The sequence below is a fragment of the Modicisalibacter coralii genome (assembly GCF_004117855.1).
Taxonomy (GTDB): Bacteria; Pseudomonadota; Gammaproteobacteria; order Pseudomonadales; family Halomonadaceae; genus Modicisalibacter; species Modicisalibacter coralii.
The window spans coordinates 26026-49818 of sequence record NZ_QWBW01000017.1; the positions used below are offsets into that span (position 1 = coordinate 26026).

19 protein-coding genes are annotated in these 23793 nt (G+C 66.6%); 10 read left to right on the plus strand and 9 right to left on the minus strand.

Annotated elements, in window-relative coordinates; genetic code table 11:
- The 5 genes from pdhA to gorA form a co-directional block, all read right to left on the minus strand.
- Complete coding sequence (gene pdhA / locus D0901_RS21110) at positions 1–1089, minus strand: pyruvate dehydrogenase (acetyl-transferring) E1 component subunit alpha (protein ID WP_203234854.1); 1089 nt, start codon at positions 1087–1089, stop codon at positions 1–3.
- Between the two features lie 214 nt (positions 1090–1303).
- Positions 1304–1699: an ectoine synthase gene (locus D0901_RS10815; protein WP_129140317.1), complete on the minus strand. Its 396-nt coding sequence runs from the start codon at positions 1697–1699 to the stop codon at positions 1304–1306.
- Positions 1700–1779: 80 nt separating this feature from the next.
- On the minus strand, positions 1780–3045 hold the full coding sequence (ectB, locus tag D0901_RS10820; protein ID WP_129140318.1) for a diaminobutyrate--2-oxoglutarate transaminase: 1266 nt from the start codon (positions 3043–3045) through the stop codon (positions 1780–1782).
- Positions 3046–3113: 68 nt separating this feature from the next.
- On the minus strand, positions 3114–3692 hold the full coding sequence (gene ectA / locus D0901_RS10825) for a diaminobutyrate acetyltransferase (protein WP_129140319.1): 579 nt from the start codon (positions 3690–3692) through the stop codon (positions 3114–3116).
- A gap of 381 nt (positions 3693–4073) precedes the next feature.
- The gene (gene gorA / locus D0901_RS10830) at positions 4074–5435 is read right to left on the minus strand and encodes a glutathione-disulfide reductase (RefSeq protein ID WP_129140320.1); all 1362 of its coding nucleotides are present in this window, start codon (positions 5433–5435) and stop codon (positions 4074–4076) included.
- Between the two features lie 140 nt (positions 5436–5575).
- Between gorA and can the strand changes: the two genes are divergently transcribed.
- From can to D0901_RS10875, 9 genes are all read left to right on the plus strand, one after another.
- A complete protein-coding gene (can, locus tag D0901_RS10835; RefSeq protein ID WP_129140321.1) occupies positions 5576–6232 on the plus strand; it encodes a carbonate dehydratase in 657 nt (218 codons plus the stop codon).
- A gap of 227 nt (positions 6233–6459) precedes the next feature.
- On the plus strand, positions 6460–8049 hold the full coding sequence (locus D0901_RS10840; RefSeq protein WP_129140322.1) for an ABC transporter substrate-binding protein: 1590 nt from the start codon (positions 6460–6462) through the stop codon (positions 8047–8049).
- Positions 8050–8181: 132 nt separating this feature from the next.
- Positions 8182–9228: an ABC transporter permease gene (locus D0901_RS10845; RefSeq protein ID WP_129140323.1), complete on the plus strand. Its 1047-nt coding sequence runs from the start codon at positions 8182–8184 to the stop codon at positions 9226–9228.
- The gene (locus D0901_RS10850; RefSeq protein ID WP_129140324.1) at positions 9225–10172 is read left to right on the plus strand and encodes an ABC transporter permease; all 948 of its coding nucleotides are present in this window, start codon (positions 9225–9227) and stop codon (positions 10170–10172) included. The genes D0901_RS10845 and D0901_RS10850 overlap by 4 nt, the downstream gene beginning before the upstream one ends.
- Positions 10173–10176: 4 nt before the next feature.
- The gene (locus D0901_RS10855; protein ID WP_129140325.1) at positions 10177–11211 is read left to right on the plus strand and encodes an ABC transporter ATP-binding protein; all 1035 of its coding nucleotides are present in this window, start codon (positions 10177–10179) and stop codon (positions 11209–11211) included.
- A complete protein-coding gene (locus D0901_RS10860; protein WP_224417032.1) occupies positions 11208–12263 on the plus strand; it encodes an ABC transporter ATP-binding protein in 1056 nt (351 codons plus the stop codon). The genes D0901_RS10855 and D0901_RS10860 overlap by 4 nt, the downstream gene beginning before the upstream one ends.
- Before the next feature lie 144 nt (positions 12264–12407).
- The gene (locus D0901_RS10865) at positions 12408–13325 is read left to right on the plus strand and encodes a LysR family transcriptional regulator (protein ID WP_129140326.1); all 918 of its coding nucleotides are present in this window, start codon (positions 12408–12410) and stop codon (positions 13323–13325) included.
- Positions 13315–14634 carry a Xaa-Pro dipeptidase gene (gene pepQ / locus D0901_RS10870; RefSeq protein ID WP_129140327.1) on the plus strand — a complete coding sequence of 440 codons (1320 nt, stop codon included), beginning with the start codon at positions 13315–13317 and terminating at the stop codon, positions 14632–14634. Before D0901_RS10865 ends, pepQ begins: the two co-directional genes overlap by 11 nt.
- A gap of 66 nt (positions 14635–14700) precedes the next feature.
- On the plus strand, positions 14701–15726 hold the full coding sequence (locus tag D0901_RS10875) for a hydrolase (protein WP_129140328.1): 1026 nt from the start codon (positions 14701–14703) through the stop codon (positions 15724–15726).
- Positions 15727–15759: 33 nt separating this feature from the next.
- On the opposite strand, the gene msrA is transcribed toward D0901_RS10875, so the two are convergent.
- Positions 15760–16395 carry a peptide-methionine (S)-S-oxide reductase MsrA gene (msrA, locus tag D0901_RS10880; protein WP_129140329.1) on the minus strand — a complete coding sequence of 212 codons (636 nt, stop codon included), beginning with the start codon at positions 16393–16395 and terminating at the stop codon, positions 15760–15762.
- A 14-nt stretch (positions 16396–16409) separates the two neighbouring features.
- Between msrA and D0901_RS10885 the strand changes: the two genes are divergently transcribed.
- Positions 16410–16892, plus strand: coding sequence for a YchJ family protein (locus D0901_RS10885; protein ID WP_233440398.1), 483 nt, complete (start codon positions 16410–16412; stop codon positions 16890–16892).
- Here the strand turns inward: D0901_RS10885 and tamB are convergent.
- The 3 genes from tamB to D0901_RS10900 all read right to left on the minus strand — a co-directional run bounded on the left by tamB (position 16861) and on the right by D0901_RS10900 (position 23727).
- Positions 16861–20922, minus strand: coding sequence for an autotransporter assembly complex protein TamB (gene tamB, locus D0901_RS10890; protein WP_233440399.1), 4062 nt, complete (start codon positions 20920–20922; stop codon positions 16861–16863). The two genes, D0901_RS10885 and tamB, sit on opposite strands and share 32 nt — an antisense overlap.
- The gene (gene tamA, locus D0901_RS10895; RefSeq protein ID WP_129140330.1) at positions 20886–22742 is read right to left on the minus strand and encodes an autotransporter assembly complex protein TamA; all 1857 of its coding nucleotides are present in this window, start codon (positions 22740–22742) and stop codon (positions 20886–20888) included. Before tamA ends, tamB begins: the two co-directional genes overlap by 37 nt.
- A 151-nt stretch (positions 22743–22893) precedes the next feature.
- Positions 22894–23727 (minus strand): hypothetical protein, encoded by an 834-nt coding sequence (locus D0901_RS10900; RefSeq protein ID WP_129140331.1) that lies wholly within the window; start codon positions 23725–23727, stop codon positions 22894–22896.
- Between the last annotated feature and the right edge of the window lie 66 nt (positions 23728–23793).

Here is a 23793-nt window from a genome sequence, read left to right on the forward strand (position 1 = left end):
TCACTCTCCTTCCTTGAGTCGATCGGCGAACGATTGCCGTTGCGATTCGAGATACTCGGGGGTGTCTGCATGGATGTGATCGAAGATCACCTGCGGATCGTTCAGCGATTCGATGCGTTCGTGGGCCGCCTTCCAGGCCTCGTCGACCTGCTCCTCGATCGTCTTCTCGAGCTTGTCGATCTGCTTGTCGCTGAGCCAGCGCTTCTTCTTGAGATAGCTCTGCAGACGGGCGATCGGCTCACGCCCCTGCCACTTCTCGACCTCTTCCTCGTCGCGATACTTGCCGGGATCGTCCGCGGTGGTATGTACCGTCAGCCGATAGGTGACGCATTCGATGAGGGTCGGACCCTCACCGTCCCGGGCACGCTTGGCGGCCTCCTGGACGGCGGCATACACGGCCAGCACGTCGTTGCCGTCGACCTGCAGCGAGGGGATCGCGTAGGCCAGCCCCTTCTGGGCCAGGGTCTTGGACTCGCTCTGGCGCCCGCGCGGCATCGAGATCGCCCAGTGGTTGTTCTGGCACAGGAAGATCACCGGGGTCTTGAACACGCTGGCGACGTTCAGCGCCTCGTGGAAGTCACCCTCGGACGTGGCGCCGTCGCCGAAGAAGGTGATGGTGACTTCATCGAGCTCGCGCAGACCGGAGGCGTAGCCGATCCCCACCGCATGGGGGATCTGGGAGGCCACGGGGATGGAGATGGGCAGATCGTGGCTGCCCTGCTCGATGGCGCCGCCTTCGCTGTAGCCGGCGTTGTAGAGCAGCAGGTTTTCCGGCGGAACGCCACGCCAGAGCATGGCCGACGTTTCCCGGAAGGCCGGAACGAACCAGTCATCGTCGCCGAGTGCCGCCATGGCCGGGACCTGGGACGCCTCCTGGCCCTTGGCCGGGGCGAAGGTGCCGATCCGCCCCTGGCGCTGCAGGGTGAGCATCCGTTCGTCGAGGCGTCGGCTGAGCAGCATCGTGCGATGGATGTCGAGCAAGGTGTCCTTGCCGATGTCCGGCTCGAGCTTTTCATCGACCCGGCCCTTCTCGTCGAGTATCGAGAGATACTCGACGGCGTGTTCCAGTCTGACTCGCTTCCTCGGCATGACGTCCCTCCGCGGATTCAGTGAGTTCCCTGTCCCGGCCGCGCTCCGTGCGACCTTGCGACGACTACTGACTGTAGAAACCCTGCCGAGGTATTGCCAATCATTACCGGGCTACCGATCTACGCCGGCCGGTCGATGCCGAGCACACAACGCAAGACGCCCCCGCCATGGGCGGGGGCGTCGTTTTTTTGCGCGGTCTTGCGTCGGCGAGCGCTTAGAGCTCTTCGGCGGGCGCGTAGGAACCATCGGGACGATGGTCTTCCTTGCCGGTCAGACCCGGCGTGAAGACACAGGCCAGCACCAGGGTCTCGGAGGCACGCAGCATGTGGTCGTCATGCTGGTCGAGGATGTAGATGTCGCCCGGGCCGATGGGCCAGATCTTGCCATCGGCCAGGGTTTCCACCTCGCCCTTGCCTTCGATGCAGTAGACCGCCTCGAAGTGGTGCTTGTAATGGATGTGCGTTTCGGTACCGCCGAAGATACGCGTGATGTGGAACGAGCAGTTGCCGCCATCGTCGGCCAGCGAGAGGCGGGTGCTGTCCCAGTTGCCATTCGCGGCCGTGACCAGACGGTCGGTCTGGCGAGCTTCTTCGAGATTGCGAACGATCATAGCCGTTTTCCTTTTCTAGTTCGTGAAGGAGCGCGCCATCCTCGATCCGGGCACGCTCCACCGGGCTTTGCCGGCCTCGGTCAGGCCAGAGCTTCCTTGGCGCTCGCCTCGAGAATATCCAGCCCTTCGATCAGGTCTTCGTCGGAGATGGTCAAGGGGCAGAGGCACTTGACGACTTCGCCGTCCTGGCCGCTGGTCTCGATGATCAGCCCCTTCTCGAAGGCCTTGTGGGTGATCTTGTCGGCGATATCGCCGCTGGCCACGTCGATGCCGCGCATCAGGCCGCGGCCACGCTCGGAGGCCGGGAAGCCGTTCTCGGTGAGCCAGGCGGCGATCTTCTGGAAGCGATCCTCGACCACGCGACCCTTGCGCTGCACGTCACGCTCGAGGGTGTCGTCGCTCCAGTACTTGCGCATCGCGGCGGCGGCGGTGACGAAGGCCAGGTTGAAGCCGCGGAAGGTGCCGTTGTACTGGCCCGGTTTCCACTTGTCGAGCTCGGGGCGCATCAGCACGTGGGCGAACGGCAGCCCGAAACCGGACAGCGACTTGGAGTTGGTGACGATGTCCGGGGTCACGCCGGCATGCTCGAAGCTGAAGAACTTGCCGGTACGTCCGCAGCCCGCCTGGATGTCGTCGACGATCAGCAGGATGTCGTGGGCGCGGCAGATCGATTCGAGGCGCTTGAGCCAGTCGAGGCCGGAGACGTTGATGCCGCCCTCGCCCTGGACCGTCTCGACGATCACCGCGGCCGGCACGTCCAACCCGCCGGACTTGTCGCCGAGCAGCTTCTCGAAGTAATCCAGGGTGTCGACGGCATCGCCCATGTAACCGTCGTAGGGCATGAACGCGGCACCCTGGGTGGGGATGCCACCGGTCGCTTCACGGAACTTGCGGTTGCCGGTGGTGGCCAGCGCGCCCATGGTCACGCCATGGAAACCGTTGGTGAAGGTGACGATGTTGTGCCGCCCCTTGGCGACACGGGCCAGGCGGATCGCCGCCTCGACGGCGTTGGTCCCGGTCGGGCCCGGCAGGTGGACCTTGTAGTCCAGGCCGCGCGGCTTGAGGATCACTTCCTCGAGGGTTTCCAGATACTCGCGCTTGGCGGCGGTCCAGAAGTCCAGGCCGTGGACGATGCCGTCGCTGGCCAGGTAATCGACCAGCGCCTGCTTGATGTGCGGGTTGTTGTGCCCATAGTTGAGGGTCCCGGCGCCGGCCAGGAAGTCGATGTATTCGCGACCGGTCTCGTCGGTCAGGCGGGCATTGCGCGCCTGGGTGAAGACGACCGGAAAGGAACGCGAATAGGTCCGGACTTCGGATTCCATGCGCTCGAGAATCTGTGTCTGCATTGAACGACCTCCGGGTCGATGACAAGTGACTGATTAAAAGCGTGTGACGATGATGACGCGTTGCGCGGTCAGATGCGTTCGGGATCGAACGGGCCGATCCGCACCAAGTTTTCGGGATCGTGCTCCCCGCCCAACTGGTCGGTGGAGAAGTATTCGCGACTGTTCAGCGGGGCCTGCCAGCGGTCGGCGAGGCGCTTGAACAACCCCCAGGACGCCTGATTGTCCGGCGTGATGGTAGTTTCCAGATGACGAACGTGGGCCAGTTCGGGGCGCCGCATGACGGCCTCGACCAGACGCCGGGCGAGCCCGGTGCCACGTGCCTTGTCGCCCACGGCGACCTGCCAGAGGAAGTAGGTTTCCGGGGAGTTGCGCTTGGGGTAACCGGACACGAAGCCGACGATGTCCCCCTCCTCGTCCGTGGCGACGGCACAGCTGTCACGGAACTGCGTGGCCAGGAGCAGATAGGCGTAGGCGGAATTGACGTCGAGCGGCGGGCAGGACTTGACGAGTTCGTAGATGCCCCAACCGTCATCGGTGGTCGGCTTGCGAATGAACAACGGGGCGTGCTGACGCCCGACCACGGCATCCGCGACGCTGGGCTTGGCCAGTTCCGCCGACGGAGTGAAGGATTGCGTTGTCATGGTCATGGGATCGATTCGCCATTGCGAGTTTGAATTCAACCTTAACAGGCGCTTAGCGATAAATCAAAAATATGGTTATGCCGGGAGGCAATGTCCATAAAGGCGGGTTATGTAAGCCGCAAGACGCCTACCGTCGATGACACTGGCAGAAGCTCACCGCCCTTTTATGCACGGCGACTGTGTCGAGCCCGTGACACGGCCATACCGATCGCCGACCGGTGCGCTCCGGGCCCGGGTCGTCAATCAGTCTAGGCAAGGCTGGCGGTCACGGCGAGGCCGGAGATCGAGAAGCGGAGATTCCGCGAGAACGAGCGGATGCCGCGGGGAGGCGGGCGACACGCCCGGAAACGATGAGGCCGCCCGGAGGCGGCCTCGTGAGACGGGGTATCAGCGACGCGTCGGCGTGCGCATGGTGACGAATTCCTCGGCCCCGGTGGGGTGGATGCCCACGGTGGCATCGAAGTCGCTCTTGGTCAGACCGGCACGCACGGCGATGGCGATGCCCTGGATCACCTCGCCGGCTTCCTCGCCGACCATGTGGGCGCCGAGCACCCGATCGCTCGCCTCGTCCACCACCAGCTTCATCAGACAGCGTTCGTCGCTGCCCGACAGGGTATGTTTCATGGGCCGGAAGTCCGCGGTATAGATGCTCACGGCCTCGTATTCGGCGCGCGCCGCCTCCTCGGAGAGCCCCACGGTACCGATGTTGGGGTGACAGAACACCGCGGTGGCGATGTTGCGATAGTCCAGCGGCCCCGGCGGGTTGGCGGTGAAGTGATGCTGGACCATGTGCATGGCCTCGGCCAGGGCCACCGGGGTCAGTTCGGGGCCGCCGGTCACGTCACCGAGCGCCAGGATCGAGGGAACCGACGTCTCGTAGCGGTCGTTGACCTTGATGGTGCCGTCGGGATTGAGCGCGATGTCGAGCTGGTCCAGCCCCAGGCCACGGAGGTTGGGCCGGCGCCCGGTGGCGGCCAGGACCGTATCGACGACCAGCGTCTCGCCGTTGGTCAGGGTGACCGCGAGGCCGTCGTCACGCTTCTCGATGCCCTCGATGGTGGTCTCGAAATGCAGATTGACGCCCTTCTTGGCCATCTCGTCGCGGGTGAACTCGCGCACCTCGTGATCGAAGCCGCGCAGGAACAGCTCGCCGCGGTAGACGAGATGGGCATCGCTGCCCAGGCCGTTGAAGATGCTGGCGAACTCGACGGCGATGTAGCCGCCGCCCAGCACCAGGAAGCGCTTGGGGAATTCGTCGAGATCGAAGACGCGGTTGGAGTCGAGCACGTGCTCCCGACCCGGAAAGTCGGGCACCCAGGGCCAGCCGCCCACGGCGACGAGGATCTTCTCGGCGCTGATCGATTCGCCGTCGACCTCGACGGTGTGGGCGTCGACGACCCGGGCCCGGCCGTTGATCAGGCGCACGTCGGCATTGTCGAGCAGGCGCCCGTAGATGCCGTTGAGTCGCTTGATCTCGGCAATCTTGTTGTCACGCAGCGTCGCCCAGTCGAAGCGCGGCGCCTCGGCAAGCTGCCAACCGAATCCGGCACTGTCCTCGAAGGCTTCATGAAAATGTGCCGCGTAGGAATACAGCTTCTTGGGCACGCATCCGACGTTGACGCAGGTGCCACCCAGGTAGCGATCCTCGGCGATGGCGACGCGAGCCCCGGTCGCCGCCGCGGTACGTGCGGCACGCACGCCACCGGAGCCGGCGCCGATGACGAACAGATCGTAATCGAACTCAGCCACGTTGCTCTCTCCTGTCTACTGTTGGCGGCGATGATAACAGCCGTGCCGTCCGCCCGGGAGGCCCGGGCCATTGACCCTCTCTATACCGTTGATAAAGAATGCAAGCCGCCGCGCGGCCCGACCACAAGGAGTCCTTTTCCATGAAAAAAGAAATGCAGCGTCTGCTGGAACGCAACCGTGACTGGGCCGAGAGCGTCCGTCGGCAGGACCCGGATTTCTTCGCCCGCCTGTCGCAACAGCAGAATCCGGACTATTTGTGGATCGGCTGCTCCGACAGTCGCGTGCCCGCCAACCAGATCGTCGACCTGCCCCCCGGCGAGGTCTTCGTCCACCGCAACGTCGGCAACATCCTCAATCACAGCGACATGAACGCCCTGTCGGTGGTGCAGTTCGCCGTCGACGTGCTCAAGGTCAAGCACATCATGATCGTCGGCCACTACGGGTGTGGCGGGGTCAAGGCGGCGATCACCGGCGGCGAGTTCGGCATCGTCGACTACTGGCTGCACTCGATTCGCGAGCAGTACAGCCGCCATCGCCAGGACCTGCAGCAGCTGCCGCTCGAGGAGCAGGTCGACCGCATGTGCGAACTCAACGTCAAGGCCCAGGTCGCCAATCTCTGCCAGACCAAGATCATCCAGCGCGCCTGGCTGCGCAAGCAGCCGCTGGCCGTTCACGGCTGGGTCTACGGGCTCAATGACGGTCGCGTCAACGACCTCGACTGCTCGGTCGAGGGGCTCGAACAGGTCTCGCAGCTCTATCGCGTCGACCGCGTCGAGCCGATTCCCGGCGACGATTGACCGCCGGCGGCGTCATGGCCATCGCGGCGATGACGCCACTCCCCGCACTTTTGCGACGTTTTCCCGCTGCCCTTCCGAAGGCTCGCCGGACACCGCCCCACCAGCCGGCCGATACGCCGGGCGCATGACCCCAGTCAGTTTTTCGATTGTCCGCCTGTCGGGGGCTCACTATGGTGGTCATGGGACCCAAGGGTCATACAACGAACAATCAACCTTCAGGTTATGACATGACATTCAAGAAAACGCTGCTGGCCTCTCTGGTAGGCGCTTCACTCTGTCTGCCGATGGCGGCCCTCGCCCAGGACGTCAACGGTGACGGTAAAGACGTCATCCTGCGCGTCGCCTATGACGCCGATCCGGTGTCCCTGGACATCCACGAGCAGCTGTCCGGCGGCATGCTGCAGCTCTCTCACCTGACCTTCGACCCCCTGGTACGCTGGACGCAGGACCTGACCTTCGAACCACGCCTGGCGACGGACTGGGAACAGGTCGACGACACCACCATGCGCATGCATCTGCGTGAAGGCGTCACCTTCCACAGCGGCAACCCCTTCACCGCCAAGGACGTCGTCTGGACCGTCGAGCGTCTCAAGCGCAGCCCCGACTTCAAGGCGATCTTCGACCCCATCGCCAGCATCACCGCCGTCGACGACCACACGGTGGAGTTCAAGACCAAGAAGCCCTATCCGCTGCTGCTCAACCTCGCCACCTACATCTTCCCGATGGACAGCGAGTTCTATTCCGGTACCGATGCCAACGGCAAGCCCAAGGACGCCATCGTCAAGAACGGCAACTCCTTCGCCTCGCGCAACATCTCCGGCACCGGGCCATACCGGGTCACCGAGCGTCAGCAGGGTGTCAAGGTCGAGTTCGAACGCAACGAGAACTACTGGGACAAGGATTCCCCGGGCAACGTCGATCACATCGTGCTGACGCCGATCAGCGAGAACGCCACCCGCGTGGCGGCACTGCTCTCCGGCGACGTCGACTTCATCGCCCCGGTCCCGCCCAACGACCTGCAGCGCGTCAAGGCCGACAAGAACGTCAAGCTGGTGACCATGTCCGGCACCCGCATCATCACCCTGCAGATGAACCAAAAGCGCGTCGACGCCTTCAAGGATGCCCGCGTGCGCCAGGCGTTCAACTACGCCATCAATCAGGAAGCCATCGCCGATCGCCTGATGAAGGGCTTCGCGACACCGGCCGCGCAGCTCTCGCCCAAGGGCTACGCCGGTCATGACCCGGATCTCGAGCCGCGCTACGACCTCGAGAAAGCCAAGCAGCTGATGAAGGAGGCCGGTTACGCCGACGGCTTCAGCATCACCATGCTGGCACCCAACAACCGCTACGTGAATGATGCCCAGATCGCCCAGGCGGTGGCCGCCATGCTGGCGCGCATCAACGTCACGGTGGATCTCAAGACGCTGCCCAAGGCCCAGTACTGGGGCGAATTCGACGACCGTGCGGCCGACGTGATGATGATCGGCTGGCACGCCGACACCGAGGATTCGGCGAACTTCTTCCAGTACCTGACCGAATGCCCCGACCCGGACACCGGTGCCGGCCAGTACAACAGCGGCAACTACTGCAACCCGGAACTCGACGAGCTGGTCGCCAAGGCCAACCTGGAGACCGACCGGGACAAGCGCGCGAAGATGCTGCAGGCGGTGGAAAAGGGCCTCTACGATGACGCGGCCTTCATTCCGCTGCACTGGCAGGATCTTGCCTGGGCGGCGAAGAACGAGGTGCAGATCGAGCCGGTGCTCAACGTCATGAACTTCCCCTACCTGGGAGACGTGGTCGTCGAGCAGGACTGACGTCGCCACGGCCGTTCGCCGGTGTTTCCGGCGAACGGCATCACGCCAGAGACCTCAAGCCAAGGAAAGCGCTTCGATGCCTCGCAAGGGGTGTCGCCGGCGTCTTTCGTTTCCAGACAGGACCTGCAATCCATGATTGCCTTTCTGATCAAGCGCCTGTTTCACGCCTTCCTGGTGATGTTCGTCATCAGCGTGATCAGCTTCGCGATCCAGGACAACCTCGGCGACCCCATCCAGCAGATGGTCGGTCAGTCGGTCCCCGAAAGCCAGCGTGCCGAGTTGCGCGAGGAACTGGGTCTCAACGACCCCTTCCTGGTCCAGTACCTGCGCTTCGCCAAGAACGCCCTGCACTTCGACTTCGGCTACTCCTATTTCTACAACGAGCCGACCACCGATGTGGTATTGCGCCACCTGCCCGCCACCCTGGAGCTGGTTTTCGCGACCACCGTGCTGATCATCCTGCTGTCGGTGCCGATCGGCGTGTACAGCGCCATCCGCCCCCGTTCGCCGCTCTCCCGACTGTTCATGGGGGTGTCGATCGTCGGCATCTCGATCCCGGTGTTCCTCACCGCCATCGTGCTCATTCAGATCTTCGCCATCGGCGTGCATGTCTCGCTGTTCCCCGCCGATACCGGCTGGGGCGCCTGGCTCAACGACCTGCTTTCGACCGACGGCGGCATGCCGGCCTACGGCCGCGGTGACGTGACCCATGTCATCGGCACCTGGAGCACCAACTTCGCCTCCCTCGAGGGACTCACCTACCTGGTGCTGCCGGCGATCTCCCTGGCCTCGATCATGCTGCCGCTGTTCATCCGCCTGATACGCGCCGAAATGATGGAAGTCCTGCAGTCCGAGTACGTCAAGTTCGCCAAGGCCAAGGGCATCAGCATGCGCCGCATCTACTTCCTGCATGCCCTGAAGAACACCATGCTGCCGGTGATCACCGTCGGCGGGGTACAGATCGGCACCCTGGTCGCCTACACCATTCTCACCGAGACGGTGTTCCAGTGGCCCGGCGTGGGGCTGATGTTCCTGGATGCCATCCAACGCTCCGACATTCCGCTGATCATCACCTACCTGATGGTGGTCGGCCTGATCTTCGTGATCACCAATACGCTGGTCGACCTGATCTACGGACTGGTCAACCCCACCGTGAAGCTCACAGGTAAGCCCGCATGACGACCCCGACCCAAGCTGCTTCGGTCCCCTCGCGCTGGGCCCGCTTCCGCCATTCCTATCTGGTCTACAGCTTCAAGCGCGACTGGATCGCCCAGGTCTGTCTACTGGTGTTCGTCGCCATGGTCGCCGCCGCCGTGCTGGCGCCCTGGTTGTCACCGATGAACCCCTACGACCTGGCGCAGATCGACATCCTCAGCTCCGAGCTGCCGCCCTTCTGGATCGACGGCAGCGACCCGCAGTACGTGCTGGGCACCGATGCCCAGGGCCGCGACCTGCTGTCGACGATCCTCTATGGCGCCCGCGTGTCGCTGATCATCGGCTTCGGCGCGGTGATCCTCCAGGCCCTGCTGGGCGTCACCTTCGGCCTGCTCGCCGGCTACCTGGGCGGGCGCGTGGATGCCTTCCTGATGCGTCTGGCCGACATCCAGCTGTCGTTCTCCACGCTGATGGTGGCGATCATCGTCGGTGCGGTGATCAAGGCCACCTTCGGCGGCGCCATCTACAGCGAGTACGCGGTGATCATCCTGGTGCTGATCATCGGCCTCGCCGAATGGCCGCAGTACGCGCGCACCGTGCGCGCCTCGGTGCTCGCCGAACGCAGCAAGGAGTACGTCGATGCCGCCCGGGTGATGGGCTTTCGCGCCAAGCGGATCATGTTCCGTCACATCCTGCCCAACACCCTGTCGCCGATCTTCGTGATCTCCACCGTGCAGATCGCCAACGCCATCATCTCCGAGGCCGCGCTGTCGTTCCTCGGCCTGGGCATGCCCGAGACCCAGCCGTCGCTGGGCTCGCTGATCAAGTCGGGCTTCGACTACCTGCAGTCGGGTTCCTGGTGGATCACCCTGATCCCCGGCGCCGTGCTGGTCGTGCTGGTGCTGGTCATCAACCTGCTCGGCGACTGGCTGCGCGACGTGATGAATCCGCGACTCTACAAGGGCTGACGTCATGGCATTACTCGAAGTCTCCAATCTGGACGTGCGCTTCGCCCTGCGTCAGGGCGAGGTCAAGGCGCTGCGCGACGTCAGTTTCACCCTGGATCGCGGCGAGCGGCTGGGCATTGTCGGCGAGTCCGGCGCCGGCAAGTCGGTGGCCGCCTTCACCATCCTCAACCTGATCGCCAAGCCCGGGTACATCGCCGGCGGCAGCATCCGCTTCGACGATCGCGAACTGACCGGGATGAAGCCGCGCCAGTTGCAGCAGATCCGCGGCAACAAGATCTCGATGATCTTCCAGGACCCGATGATGACGCTCAATCCGGTGCTCACCATCGGCGAGCAGATGGTCGAGTGTCTCAAGGCGCACCGGCGCATCCGCACCCGGGCGGCCCGCGAGATCGCCCTCAACAAGCTGCGCCAGGTCCACATCCCCTCGCCGGAGAAGCGCCTCGACCAGTACCCGCACGAACTCTCCGGCGGCATGCGTCAGCGCATCATCATCGCCATCGCGCTGTTGCTCGACCCGGACATCATCGTCGCCGACGAGCCGACCACCGCGCTGGACGTGACCATCCAGGCGGAGATCATGTCGCTGCTGCTCGAACTGTGCGAAAAGCACAACGTGGCGCTGATCCTGATCACCCACGACCTGGGGGTGGTCAGCCAGGTCACCCAGCGCACCCTGGTGATGTATGCCGGCCGGGTGATCGAACAGGGCCCGACCCGCGAGATCATCAACGACGCCCAGCACCCCTACACCCAGGGGCTGATCAACGCCCTGCCGCAGATGGCCACGCCGGGCAGTCGGCTCAACCAGATCCCCGGGGCGATGCCCACGCTGGCCAAGATTCCGCCGGGCTGTGCCTTCCACCCCCGCTGCAGCTTCGCGTTCAACGACGACGGCTCGCCGCGTCGCGATTGCCGGGAAGTGATTCCGGGCTTCGTGCGCTCGGGCAACTGCGATGTCGCCTGTCACATGGTCCGCGACCTGGTCGACAGCGACGCGAACGCCGGCGACCCCGTCAAATTCCAGGAGGCCCCATGACCCAGGTGATGGCCCAGAACGCGTCGCCGGCCACCACGGCGCAGGCGGGCGACACACTCGTCGAGATCCGTAACCTCGAGAAACACTTCCCGCTGTCCGGGGACTTCCTCGAGCAACTGCGCTTCAAGGGTGGCAAGCTGGTGCGCCGCCAGGAGTTCGTCCACGCCATCAACGGCGTCGACATCGACGTCAGACGCGGCGAATCGCTGTGCGTGGTGGGCGAGTCCGGCTGCGGCAAGTCGACCGTGGCACGCATGGTGATGGGGCTTCTGCACCCCACCGGCGGCGAGATCCGCTACGACGGCGAACGTATCGACAACCTCTCGCCGCGTCAGCTCTTGCCCTACCGGCGGCGCATGCAGATGATCTTCCAGAATCCGTATGCCTCGCTGAATCCGCGCATGACCATCCAGCAGACCCTCGAGGAACCGCTGCGCTTCCATCATCCGGACTGGAAGGCGCCGCAGATTCGCGACAAGGTCGCTGAAGTCATGGATTCGGTGGGTATCGATCCCGAATGGGGCAAGCGCTTCGGCCACGAATTCTCCGGGGGCCAGCGCCAACGCATCGCCATCGCCCGCGCCCTGGCCGTCGATCCCGAGTTCATCGTCGCCGACGAGCCGATCTCGGCACTCGACGTATCGATCCAGGCGCAGGTGCTCAACCTGTTGATGGACGCCCAGGAAACCCACCATCTCACCTACCTGTTCATCACCCACGATCTGTCGGTGGTCGAACACTTCGGCACCCGGGTGGTGGTGATGTACCTGGGTCGGGTCTGCGAGGTCGCCGAAACCCGCGCGCTGTTCGCGACGCCCCGCCACCCCTATACCCAGGCCCTGCTCTCGGCGATTCCGCGCCTCGAGGACGACCGTCCCGACTACATCCGGCTGTCCGGTGAAGTACCGACGCCGGTCAACCTGCCATCGGGCTGCGTCTTCCACGGCCGCTGTCCCCACGCCAACGAACGCTGCCGACGCGAAGTACCGCAACTGATCGATGCCCAGGGCACCCAGGTTGCCTGCCATGCCGTCGAGGAGGGGCGGATCTAGGCAATCCTCGCTATAGGCCGATCGCAGTGTCATGTCACAATGTCCCGCCGGCCCCGGAATGGTTTCCGGGGTCCGCCAGCGCCGTGAACACGACACACGCCCGCTCTTGTCTTTCGTCAGGCGTCGCCGCAAACGAGGTATCCGATGGAGATTCGCTGGCTGGAAGACTTCATCACGCTGGCGCGGACACGCCATTTCTCGCGTGCCGCCGAAGCGCAGAACGTCACACAGCCGACCTTTTCACGCCGTATCAAGCTCCTCGAGGAGGAGATGGGCACCACGCTCGTCAATCGTCAGACCCTGCCGCTGTCGCTGACGCCGGCCGGCGAGGAATTCCTGCGCCTGTGCGAACAGATCACCGAACGCGTGCGTCTGACCCGTGAGCGTATCCGACAGCTCGACAACGATCAGGCCCGGCGGATCGTGGTGGCGGCGCCGCAGAGCGTGCTTTCCTATCTGCTGCCCGACTGGCTGGCCCGCCACCAGCTCACCCACCAGGTGGAGCCCTATCTGCGCGCCACCAGCTGGTTGCTCGCCGACTACTTCGAGGCCCTGGATCGCGACGAGTGCGACCTCGCCTTCTGCTACTGGCCGCGTCAGCATGTCGCCCTGGAGCTCGACACCAGCGGTTACGACCACCTCCTGGTCGACGAGGACACCCTGATCCCGGTGAGCGCCCCCGACGACGCCGGCAAGCCGCGCTTTCGCCTGCCGGGTCACCGCCGTCACCCCCTGCCCTTCATCGCCTACCACCCGCAGGGGCTGATCAAGAGCGTGATCGAGGCGCACCTGATGAGGCTGTCGCAGCCGGCGCATCTGATCACGCTCAACGAGAACGTCCAGACCGCCAACATCAAGGAGCTGGTGAGCCAGGGTTACGGCCTCGGCTGGCTGCCGCTGCGCACCATCCGCCGCGCTCTGGAAAGCGGCGAACTGGTCCGTGCCGGCGCCCATCAGTGGGACATCCCGCTGGAGATCCGGCTCTATCGCAGCCGACACAACCGCCACCCCGGCCTCGATGCCCTCTGGCGACAGCTACAGGAGACACAGGATGACTCATGACGCCCTCGAGGCCGCCCATGCCACGCATCTCGACGCCCTCGAGACCGCCTACGCCGCGCTGCTGGAAGCCCACGGCTACGACGGCGTGCTGCTCTACAGCGGTCATCCCCACACCCATTTCGCCGACGACCAGCAGGCCAGCTTCGCGACCTTCGCGCATTTCCTGCACTGGGTGCCCCTGCCCGGGACCCAGCACAGCTGGCTACTGGTCCGTCCCGGCCGCACGCCGCTGCTGCGCTTCCACGCCCCCGCCGATTTCTGGCACCTGACGCCGCGCCTGCCCGATGCCGCCTGGGCACGGCGCTTCACGATCGAAGCCACCGACGAAGCCACGCCGCCACATCCCGGCGGCGGACGCATCGCCCTGATCGGCGAGATCGACCCGACGCTGGCCCAGGCGATCGGCGGCGAGCTCAATCCGCCGGCCCTGCTCGCGGCCCTCGACGAGCTGCGCGTGCGCAAGAGCGACTACGAGATCGAGCGGCTGCGCGAGGCCAACCACTTGGCGCTGGCCGGCCATCACGCCGCGCGCGAGGCGTTCGAGGCCGGCGCCGCCGAGCTCGATATCCAGCTCGCCTACCTGGGGGCCAGCCGCCAGCGCGAATCGGACGTGCCCTACCAGAACATCGTCGGCCTCAACGGCCATGCCGGGGTCCTGCACTACCAGCACTACGATCTCGAGGCACCGGTTCACCGGCGCAGCCTGCTGGTCGACGCCGGGCGCCGCGTGGCCGGCTACTGCGCGGACATCACCCGTACCTGGGCCGGCCGCGACGCCGACGCCCGCTTCGCGGCGCTGATCGACGGCGTCGAGCGCTTCCAGCAGGCGCTGATCGCCGATATCGCCGCCGGGGTCGATTTCGTCGCGCTGCACGAGCGCATGCACCAGGCGCTTGGCGAACTGCTCCAGGCACAGGGCGTGATCCACTGCGATCCCGCCTCGGCCGTGGAGCGAGGCATCACCCGGGCCTTCTGCCCGCACGGGCTCGGCCATCTGCTGGGATTGCAGGTGCACGACGTGGCCGGGCGGCAGGACGATCGGGGGCGGCCGTTGCCCCCGCCGGCCGACGATCCAGCGCTGCGCCTGACCCGTCGCCTCGACGCCGGGATGGTGGTGACCATCGAGCCGGGACTCTACGTCATCCCCCTGCTGCTCGATCCGCTTCGCGAGACGCCGGCCGGCCGGGACATCGACTGGCCGGTCGTCGAACGCCTGGCGCCGCACGGCGGTATCCGCATCGAGGACAACGTGGTCGTCACCGTTCAGGGTGCCGACAACTTGACCCGGGGCATGGCGTCGCCACGCTGACCGACGTCGCGCTTGCCAGATGGCGGCTGCGGGATATGCTGGAAGAGAACCGAGACCGAGGCCGTCATGTCACGCACCATCGTTCCCGCCGATTTCGTGGCCGCACCGGGGCTGGGCAATCGCCACGTCCAGACCCTGCTGCCACTCATGCGGGCCCTGCGCCCCCTGGAACGCGACACCGAGATTCTCAATCTGCCGGACGGGGACTTCGTCGAACTGGCCTGGGTCCGACCGGCGCCGTTGTCGGACGAGGCGCCGATCTTCCTGCTGTTCCACGGTCTCGAGGGGTCGTTCGACTCGCCGTATGCCCGCGAGCTGCTGGCCACGGCCAGTCGGCTCGGCTGGCGCGCCGTGCTGATGCACTTCCGGGGCTGCGGTCAGGGGCCCAATCGCCTGGCACGCGCCTATCACAGCGGTGACACGGCCGACGCCTACTGGCTGATCGGCCAGCTGGCTAGACGCTATCCGCGGGCCTTGAAGGTCGCTGCCGGCGTATCGCTGGGCGGCAACATGCTGGTCAAGCTGGTGGCCGAACAGGGTGGCGACGGCCTCGACCTGGCCGGGGCCATCGCCATCGGCGCCCCGCTCGACCTAGCGGCCAGCGCCGATGCGCTCAACCGGGGTTTCGCCAGGGTCTACCAGCGTCATCTGCTGAAGTCGCTGAAACGCAAGATCGCCCACAAGCTGGAAAGCCACCGCTCCCTGCCGATCGACCTGTCGGCCCACCAGTTGGCGCAACTGGATACCTTCTGGGCCTACGACAACGCGGTGACCGCCCCGCTGCATGGTTTCAGCTCGGCCAGCGACTATTACCGTCGTGCCTCGGCGGGCCGGTTGCTTCGCGACATCGAGTTGCCGATGCTGGTTCTGCACGCCGCCGACGACCCTTTCATGCCGGCGGAACTGTTCGAGCGGCTGCCGGCACCCGGTGACGCGGTCCGCCTCGAGATTGCCCCACGCGGTGGGCACGTGGGGTTCGTCGAGTCACGACACGGGCGCCTCGGCTCCTGGCTGGCCAGGCGTGTGGCGCGTCAGCTCGGCGACTGGATGACCGTCACACGCCCCCTGAGTGCCACGGCGCAAGGCGACTGACCGCCCTGCCGGGCGATCGACACCTTCCGCGTCTCAGCCGATCGGGCAACTGACCCCCGTGCCCTTGAGGCCACAGTAGCCGCCCGGGTTCTTGGCCAGATACTGCTGATGATATTCCTCGGCGTAATAAAAGGCCTCGAGCGGCGCGATTTCCGTGGTCACCGCCCCCATGTGTGCCGTTTCCAATGCCTGCTGATAGCAATTTCGGCTCTGTTCGGCCTTTTTTTGTTGTTCGGAGGTAACGGTATAAATGGCGGAGCGATACTGGCTGCCGATATCGTTGCCCTGGCGCATCCCCTGTGTCGGATCGTGGGCTTCCCAGAACACCTGCAGCAGCTCCGGCAAGCCGATCTCGGCGGGATCGAACACCACGCGCACCACCTCGGCGTGTCCGGTGAGGCCGGTGCAGGTCTCCTCGTAGGTGGGATTGGGGGTATAACCACCGGCATAGCCCACCGCCGTGACGTAGACGCCCGGGAGCTCCCAGAACAACTGTTCCGCGCCCCAGAAACAGCCCAGCCCGAGTACGATCTCCTCGTGACCCGCCGGGAACGGCGGTAGCATCGAGCGGCGGTTGACGGCGTGAATGCCGCTGATCGACATTGGCTCATCGCGCCCCGGCAGGGCCTGCTCGGGCGTGGGCATGCGCTGTTTGTCTCTGATCCACATGGGGTGTCTCTCTCTTGAAGTCGACTATCGAATTGTCTGCCGCCTGTCCCTGCGGCAGCCAGCGAACGTTCGCCGGCTGCTGCGCGCCGGTCCTGCAGGACCTTCGCCGGGCGCACACGCCCGAGGCCCTGATGCGGGCCCGTTACTCGGCCTTCGTCATCCAGGACACGGCCTTCCTGCAGGCCAGTTGGGACCCGGCGACACGGCCGCCAATGGCCGACCTGGAAGCCTCCGCCCCACGCTGGTGCCGGCTGACGGTCATCGACAGCGAGGACGCCGGCGACGGCACGGGACGCGTTCGCTTCACGGCGGTCGGTCGCGAGTCCGGCGGCTTCTTCGTGCTCACGGAAAGCAGCCGGTTTCGCTTCGACAGCCAGGCCGATCACTGGCGCTACGTCGATGGCGATGCCGACTGGCGCCGCCTCGACGTGGGGCGCAATGCCCCCTGCCCCTGCGCCAGCGGGCTCAAGGCGAAGCGCTGCTGCGCCCGAGACTGAAACTGTAGATGAGGTCGACGGCCTGGGCGGCTCCGGTCACGGCCTCGACATACAGATTCTGCATCAGCTTGTAACGCAGCGTCAGTTCGGCGATCGGCGAAAAGATGCCCACGCCGTAGCTGACCTGCAGGTCATCGAACAGCTGGCCGCTGACCACCACCTGGCTGTCCTCGCCACTGCCCGCGGTGTCGAGGCTCAGATCCTGGACGCCGAAGGCCTGTCCGAGCTGGCCGATCGCCCCGCCGGTGCGTGACAGTGACAGGCCGATCAATGCCGAGGTCATGGCCCCGTCGGAACCGGTGTCGTCGGGCGCCCGCCCGCGCAGCAGGTAGGACAGCGCGCGACTCTCGGCCATCGCCGGCTCGGAAAACACCTCGAGCCGGGGCTGGGAGGCCGGCCCGGTGACCCGCAGGCCGGCGATCACGTCGTCCTCGGTGGCATCCGGATTGCGGATCGCCTCGAACTGCAGCCGCGGCTGGGAAGCCGGGCCGCTGAACAGCACCTGCCCCTGGCGGATCAGCAGATCCTGACCGAAGGCCTCGTAGCGCCCCCCGACCAGATTGACGTCCCCGAACAGCTGAACCGGACCATTGCCCTGGCGCACCTGCAGGCTACCCTGCAACGCGGCCTGCAGGCCGTAGGCCTCGAGCTGCACATCGGGACCGATATGCAGGTCGATCTGGACGTCGAGCTGCATGCCCGCCTCGGAGAGCGTCTGGGCGGTGGCCTCGTCCGCCCCCTGCGAGGCCTGTTCGGCCGCCTGGCGCGCCTTGCGGTCGGCGTCGGCCTGATCCTCGCGGGTGATGATCACTTCGTCGCTGCTCGGCGAGACCGCCGACGGCGGGATCTGGCCGACCTCGAGCCGTGCCCAGGGCACATCGACATCGCCGCGTACCTGCAGCCGCTGCGGCGTCGCCTGGATGGCGAGATCCGGTGCGACGTGCAGTCGGCCGAATTCCGGCATCGCCACCAGCAATGGATCCTGGGTGGCGTCGAGCGAGATATCGGCCTGCCATTGCGGGAGCTCGTCCCAGCGCGCCTGACCGGATAGCAGCAGGCGCCCTTCCTCGCCGGCCACGTAGCCGTCCAGGTCGGCCCGGTGGCCGGACAGCGCCATCGCGACCCGGCCATCGGCGACGCTCAGCGGCAGGTCACGGCCACTGGCTTTCAGCCCATCGAGCACCAGCCTGCCATTCAGCTCGGGGTTGGTCAGTGCCCCGGCCAGGGTCAGATCGCCGTCGAGCGTCCCCTCGAGACTCTGCAGGCCGGTTGCCAACGACCGATAGGGGGCGAGGCGCAGGGCCTCGAGGCGCAGGCGACCTTCGAGCCCGGCCTCCCCCGTGGGCTCGACGACGCGGGCGTTCAGGGTCACGTCGCCGGCGTCGGCCAGCGAGACACTGGCCTTGACGTCGGCTGCCGCCGGCGAGGCGTCGAGGCTCAGTCCGAGCCGGGTCTCGGGCAGCGACCAGGGCTTGCCATAGGCATCCTGGCCCTGCAGGCCCAGACGGCCGTCGAGGTCGCCCCGAGCCCGCCAGCGTTGCCCGCCCGCCGACCAGTCGAGGCTCACGGTGCCGCCGGCCTGGCCCTCGGCAAGCCAGCCCTCGGGCAACAGCGGATCGACCAGATCCAGCGGCAGCGCCTCGAGGGACAGGGCGGCCTGGCCCTGCTCGGCGGACGCCGCCAGTTGACGGGTGGCGCAGAGTCGCCCGCCCTGACGGCGGCTCAGGCAGAACGGCTGAAGAGTGAAGCGGCTCGCCGTTAGATCGATGGCAAAGGCCGTGGGATCCCCGAGACGCAGGTCGCCCCGGTCGCTGTCGAGCGACAGCCGGGTCAAGCGGCCGCGATACCGCGTGCGTGCGGCATCGAGCCCGCCCTCGACGGCCAGGGCGGCCCGCGTCAGTGGCGTGTCGTCGGCGGCATCGACATCCAGTGTCAGGCGGTGATCGGAGAGCTTGCCGACCAGATCCAGCGCGACCCGCGTCAGACGGCGGTCGGCGGCCTCGAGGTCGGCCGCGTCCAGCGTCACGTCCAGCGTCGGATCGTCGATCCCCTGCACATCGGCGTCGAGCGACACTCGCGCGACACGCTGGTCCGCATAACGCAGATCGCGGCCCTCGAGGGTGGCGCGTACCTGGGGGGCGTCGAGCGTTCCGGCCAGCGAAAAGTCGCCCTTCGCGCTGCCGCCGAGCGCCGGCAACAGGCTATCCAGGGCCGGGGCATCAAGCCGGCCCTGCATGTCGAGCCTGTCGGCGATGTGACCCTGAGCGGTCAGCCGGTTGCGCCCCTGGCGCAGATCCAGGGTATCGATCTGCCAGTGCATGTCGCTGCCGCCGTTCAGCTTGGCCTCGAGCGACAAGGCGCGCTCCTGCAACGTCCCGTCGATGGTCAGTTGCGGGACATCCAGCTGCCAGCCCGCGTCGCGCATGGCGAAATGAGCCCGGACATCGCCATCCAGCGTCCCGCTGACCGCCTGGGTGACGGCATCCAGCGAGAAGCGCTGAAGGTTCACGCTGGCCGTGACATCCAGCGAGGGCGCCCAGCGGGCCTCGCCGTGGCTGATCAGCGCCCCGTCGGCCGAGGCCAGCGACAGCGGCTGCCAGACGAAATGCTCGAGATCGCCGTTGCCGGTCAGACCGACCCGAACCGTCTGCGGAATCGCGCTCCCCGAGACCTGCCCCTGCAATGCCACCCGGTAGTCTTGCAAATTGCCGTGCGCCTTGAGCTGCAGGTCCCGAACCCGATAGCGAGGCTCATCGGCGGTGTCGGGGGGCGACGCCGGGGCGGTATCCACGGCGTCCTTCTCGCCGACCTCCGGCGGTTCGGCCATGCCGGGCAACGGCCAGACGAGCGACGTCGACTGCAGCACGACGTCGAAGGGAATCCGCGCGGCGAGAACGTCGGCGGTGGCCTCGAGACGGGCCGTGACGGGCCCCTCGGCCGCCAGATCGACGCCCAGGTCCGCCAGCGAACCGGAGACGTCGAGAGTGACTCGCTGCCCGGCAAGCGGGGCCCGATGCACGACACCCTCCAGGTGCGCGCTCAGCGGGTAGTCGTCCTGCAGAGTGACCCGCGCCGCCAGGCGGGCATCGGCCTCGGGCGAGGTCACCGCCAGGCTGTGCAGACGCACATCGTGCCCTTCGCCATCGAGGCGCAGCGCCAGGCGCTCGATGCGACGCGGGTCGGGCCCGTCGAGACGAAAGTCGTCGATGACCAGGCTGGGCACATGCACCGCCAGGGGCAAGCGGATATCGGGTAGCTCCAGGCCCGGCGCAGGCTCGCTGGACGTTTCCCCCGGCTCGCTCGCGGCAGGCCCATCGGGGGCCTCGGTGGTGGCGACGCCCGCCCCGGCAGCCGGTTCGTGCAGGGCCACGCTGGCATCGATCGCCGCGCTCGAAAGCCCGACGTCACCTGCCCCGGACGATGGCGCGAGCGTCTGCCCGGCCGTGCCGGACAGCGCGAGGCGAGCGCCATCGAGACGCGTGGGCAGCAGCGTCAGTTCACTGCCGGAAAGCCGCGCACCGCTGGTGAAGCGCCGCCAGTTCAGTCGAGTCCCGTCGGCGAGCTGCACGTCGACGTCGCGCAACGACACGCCGCGCAGCTCGATGGGAAACGGCACCACGATCGGCGGCAGACCGCCGGAGGATGCCGGCTTTTCGGGAGGTGGCTCGTCGTCGCCGGCCACCAGACGCACGTCGGCGCCTTCCACCTGCAGGGCATCGAGGCACAGCTTGCCGTCGAACAGGCAGTCGTCGGCCCAGGCCAGATGCAGGCGATCGATACGCACGTGAGCCGACCCCGCCGTCAGGACCAGTCCGGTCACGGTGAACTCGTCGAGCGGCGCCCCCGAGACGCTGTCGACCGACAGCCAGCCGCGCTGTTCGCCCTGCCCGACCAGCCAGGCCGTCCCCCAGGGCGACAGCGCCAGGCCCAGCAACAGCAGCACCAGGCCGATCAGCCAGAGGGGAAACCACAGCAGGAGACGCAGTGACGGAATCAGAATTCGGGCCCTATGGCGAAGTGCAGACGCCACGAGTCCTCCTCGTTGTCGAAGGGATGAGCGATGTCGAGCCGGATCGGCCCCACCGGCGAGACCCAGCGCACCCCGAGCCCCGCCCCGGTGGCCAGTTCCTGCGGCCACCAGTCGTTGAAGGCGTTGCCGGTATCGACGAAGGCCGCGCCCCACCAGTCACCGGTCAGCCGGCGCTGCGCCTCGAGGCTCGCCACCAGCAATTGTTGCCCACCAAGCAGCTCGCCATCGTCGTTTTCCGGGGCCAGGCTCTCGTAGCCGTAGCCACGCACACTGCGATCCCCCCCGGCGAAGAAGCGCAGCGACGGCGGAATCTTGTCGAAGTCGCCGGTGCTCATGGCACCGACGCTGGTGCGACCGATGAACCGCCAGTCGCTGCCCAGCGAGCGGATCCACTGGGAATCCAGCGTACCGCGCACGAAGCGGGCGTCCGACCCCCAGGCGGTGTCCGACACGGCCAGCGACAGACGCTGGCTGTCACCCCAGGTGGGGAAGCGCGGGTTGCGCGTGCGCGTCCGGCTCCAGGTGACCCCGGGATAGTAGAGCAGGACCCGTTCATCCTCGTCGGCCTGCTTGAAGTCCTCGTAGGTCGAGCGCGCGAAGATCCGCTGCGTCCAGCCGTTGTCGAAGGTCCAGAGCCGGGCGATTTCCACCGAGGCCTCGAGACTCTGGGTATCCTCGTTGTCGAGATTCTTCAGGCCGTACTGCAGCTCGTAGCTGTCCTTGAGCGGATTCTCGAGCGGCAGGGTGTAGGTACCGCTGAAGGTCTGCTCGGGGCCCGAGAGATACAAGGAATGATCGAGGCTGTCGCCGTCGTCGTTGAGCCAGGGCTGCTTCCAGGAAAACTGCAGCCGCGGCCCGACATCGGTGGCATAGCCCACGCCGACCTCGAACTGATGGCGGTCGGCGGGGATCAGGCTGATGTCGACCGGCACCCGTGGCGGGCCCGGCGTGGCCAGGTCGCGGGCCGCCGTCACGGCGCCGGGCTGCAGGAGCACGTCGGCGGCGTCCGCCGGCGAGCCGGACGCGGACTCGCGCACCGTGGCCTCCCACCAGTTGCGCTGGGCCTGGGCCACCGGCGCCGGCCGTTCGATCCGCGGTCGCACCCCGATACTGCGAAACCAGTTGGTCTGACCGAGACGCTGGTTGTACTCGGCGAGCTTGCCCGCCGCGTAGGGGTCGCCCGCCGCGAACGGCGACATGTTGCGCAGGCGCTCGAGCGCGATCTGGCTGCCCTCGAAGCGGATGTCGCCGAAACGGTAGCGCGGACCGCTGGCCATCGTCAGGTAGATGCGCGCGCTCTGCTCCCAGGGCCGCACCTCGATGCGATGCCGGGTGAAGTCGGCGTCGAAGTAGCCACGTTCGAGCGCCAGGGTCGACAAGCGGTTGCGCAGGTTCTCGTAGGGGGCATGCAGGAGCGGCTCGCCCTCTTTCAGGGGCAGGTCTTTCAGGGCCTGGCGGAACGCCTTGTCATCGCTGCCCTCGCCGGTGACCTCGATGTCGAGTTCGCGAATGATCACCCGTTGTCCCGGGTCGACCGCGACCCGGGCGCCGTCGATCGTGGCGTCACCGCCGCGCAGTGTCACCGACACCGTCGGGCTGTAGTAACCGTAGGCCTTGAGTGCCTTGCGTGTGCGCTGCTCGATTTCGGCGACCAGGCGCTGGCGCCCGTAGTCCGCGGCAGTCAGGGCGTCGAGATAGTGGCGAACGTTGTCCGCCGGCGGACCGGAGACACCCGTGACATCGGCATCGAGCGCCAGGGCCGGGGCGCTGAACAGCAAACCGGCGGCAAGGCACGCAGGCGTGAACCGGGGGTGGCGCATCGTTCAGCGTCCCGGGCCGAGGCGCACGGCGACTGACGGCGCCGCGAAATGACCGCGTCCCGCGGACGTCTGGCGGTGGCGGGTGACCGATGCTGGCATGCGCTCCTCGATTCCTTGAGTGGCTGGCGTGTCGTTATCCCGGGCGAGGCCGTCAGCGGTTGCCGAGGCTCTCGAGCGTGGCGTTGATCGCCACTTGATTCTGGCGCAATTCGGTGATCGCCGCGCGCAGTTCGCTGACGCTCGAATCGAGTGTCTGCCACTGTGCCTGACGCGAGTCGGCACCGTCACTCAGGGCCGCCACCCGGCCGGCCAGATCGCCGAGTCGCGAATCGAGGTCATCGAGCGTCTTGCCCATGGCCTCGACCCGCGTCGTCAGCGTCTGCGAGGCGTCCTCGAACGACGCGATACGCTCACGGAGCTCGTCCCGCGAGGCTTCCAGCGTATCGAGCCGGGTCGCCAGCGCCTGACGGCCTTCATCGCTCTTCTGCTCGAGGGCATTCATCGAGCGCTGGGTGGCCGACAGCGTGGCGGTGAGACTGTCGCGTTGCTGGCGGGCAGCGTCGAGCCGCTGCTCGAGAGCGGCGAGCGCCGAATTGTCCGCCGCTTGCTGATCTAGACTCTCAACGCTGCCCGCAAGTTCACTGATTCTGTGATCGAGCGCTTGTTGTTCATCGCTCAGCTGACCGATGCGCTCCTCGAAGGTGGAGGCGGAAACGCCCCGGCCGTCGTCGAGCCCGTCGAGCCGGGCGTGCATGTTGGAGATCTGACCCGCCAGCTCGCGCTGCGTCTCGTGCCACGACTGACGATCGACCCAGTACCAGCCGGACAGCACGCACAAACCGGCGAGCAACAGCAGGCAGACCAGCCAGAGTGGCCCGGTACGCCCCCCGCGGCTGGCCGCCCCCGCACGGTGATGTTGCGTCAATTCGTCCTCCGGCCCCGGTACGATGGGGTTCAGGCGTGGTTCGTGATCACGATCCGCCATGGGGTCTCCTCGTCGGCATATGGTCGCAAGTGCGTGGCGAGCCCGGCATCGATCGATTCCCGGCGA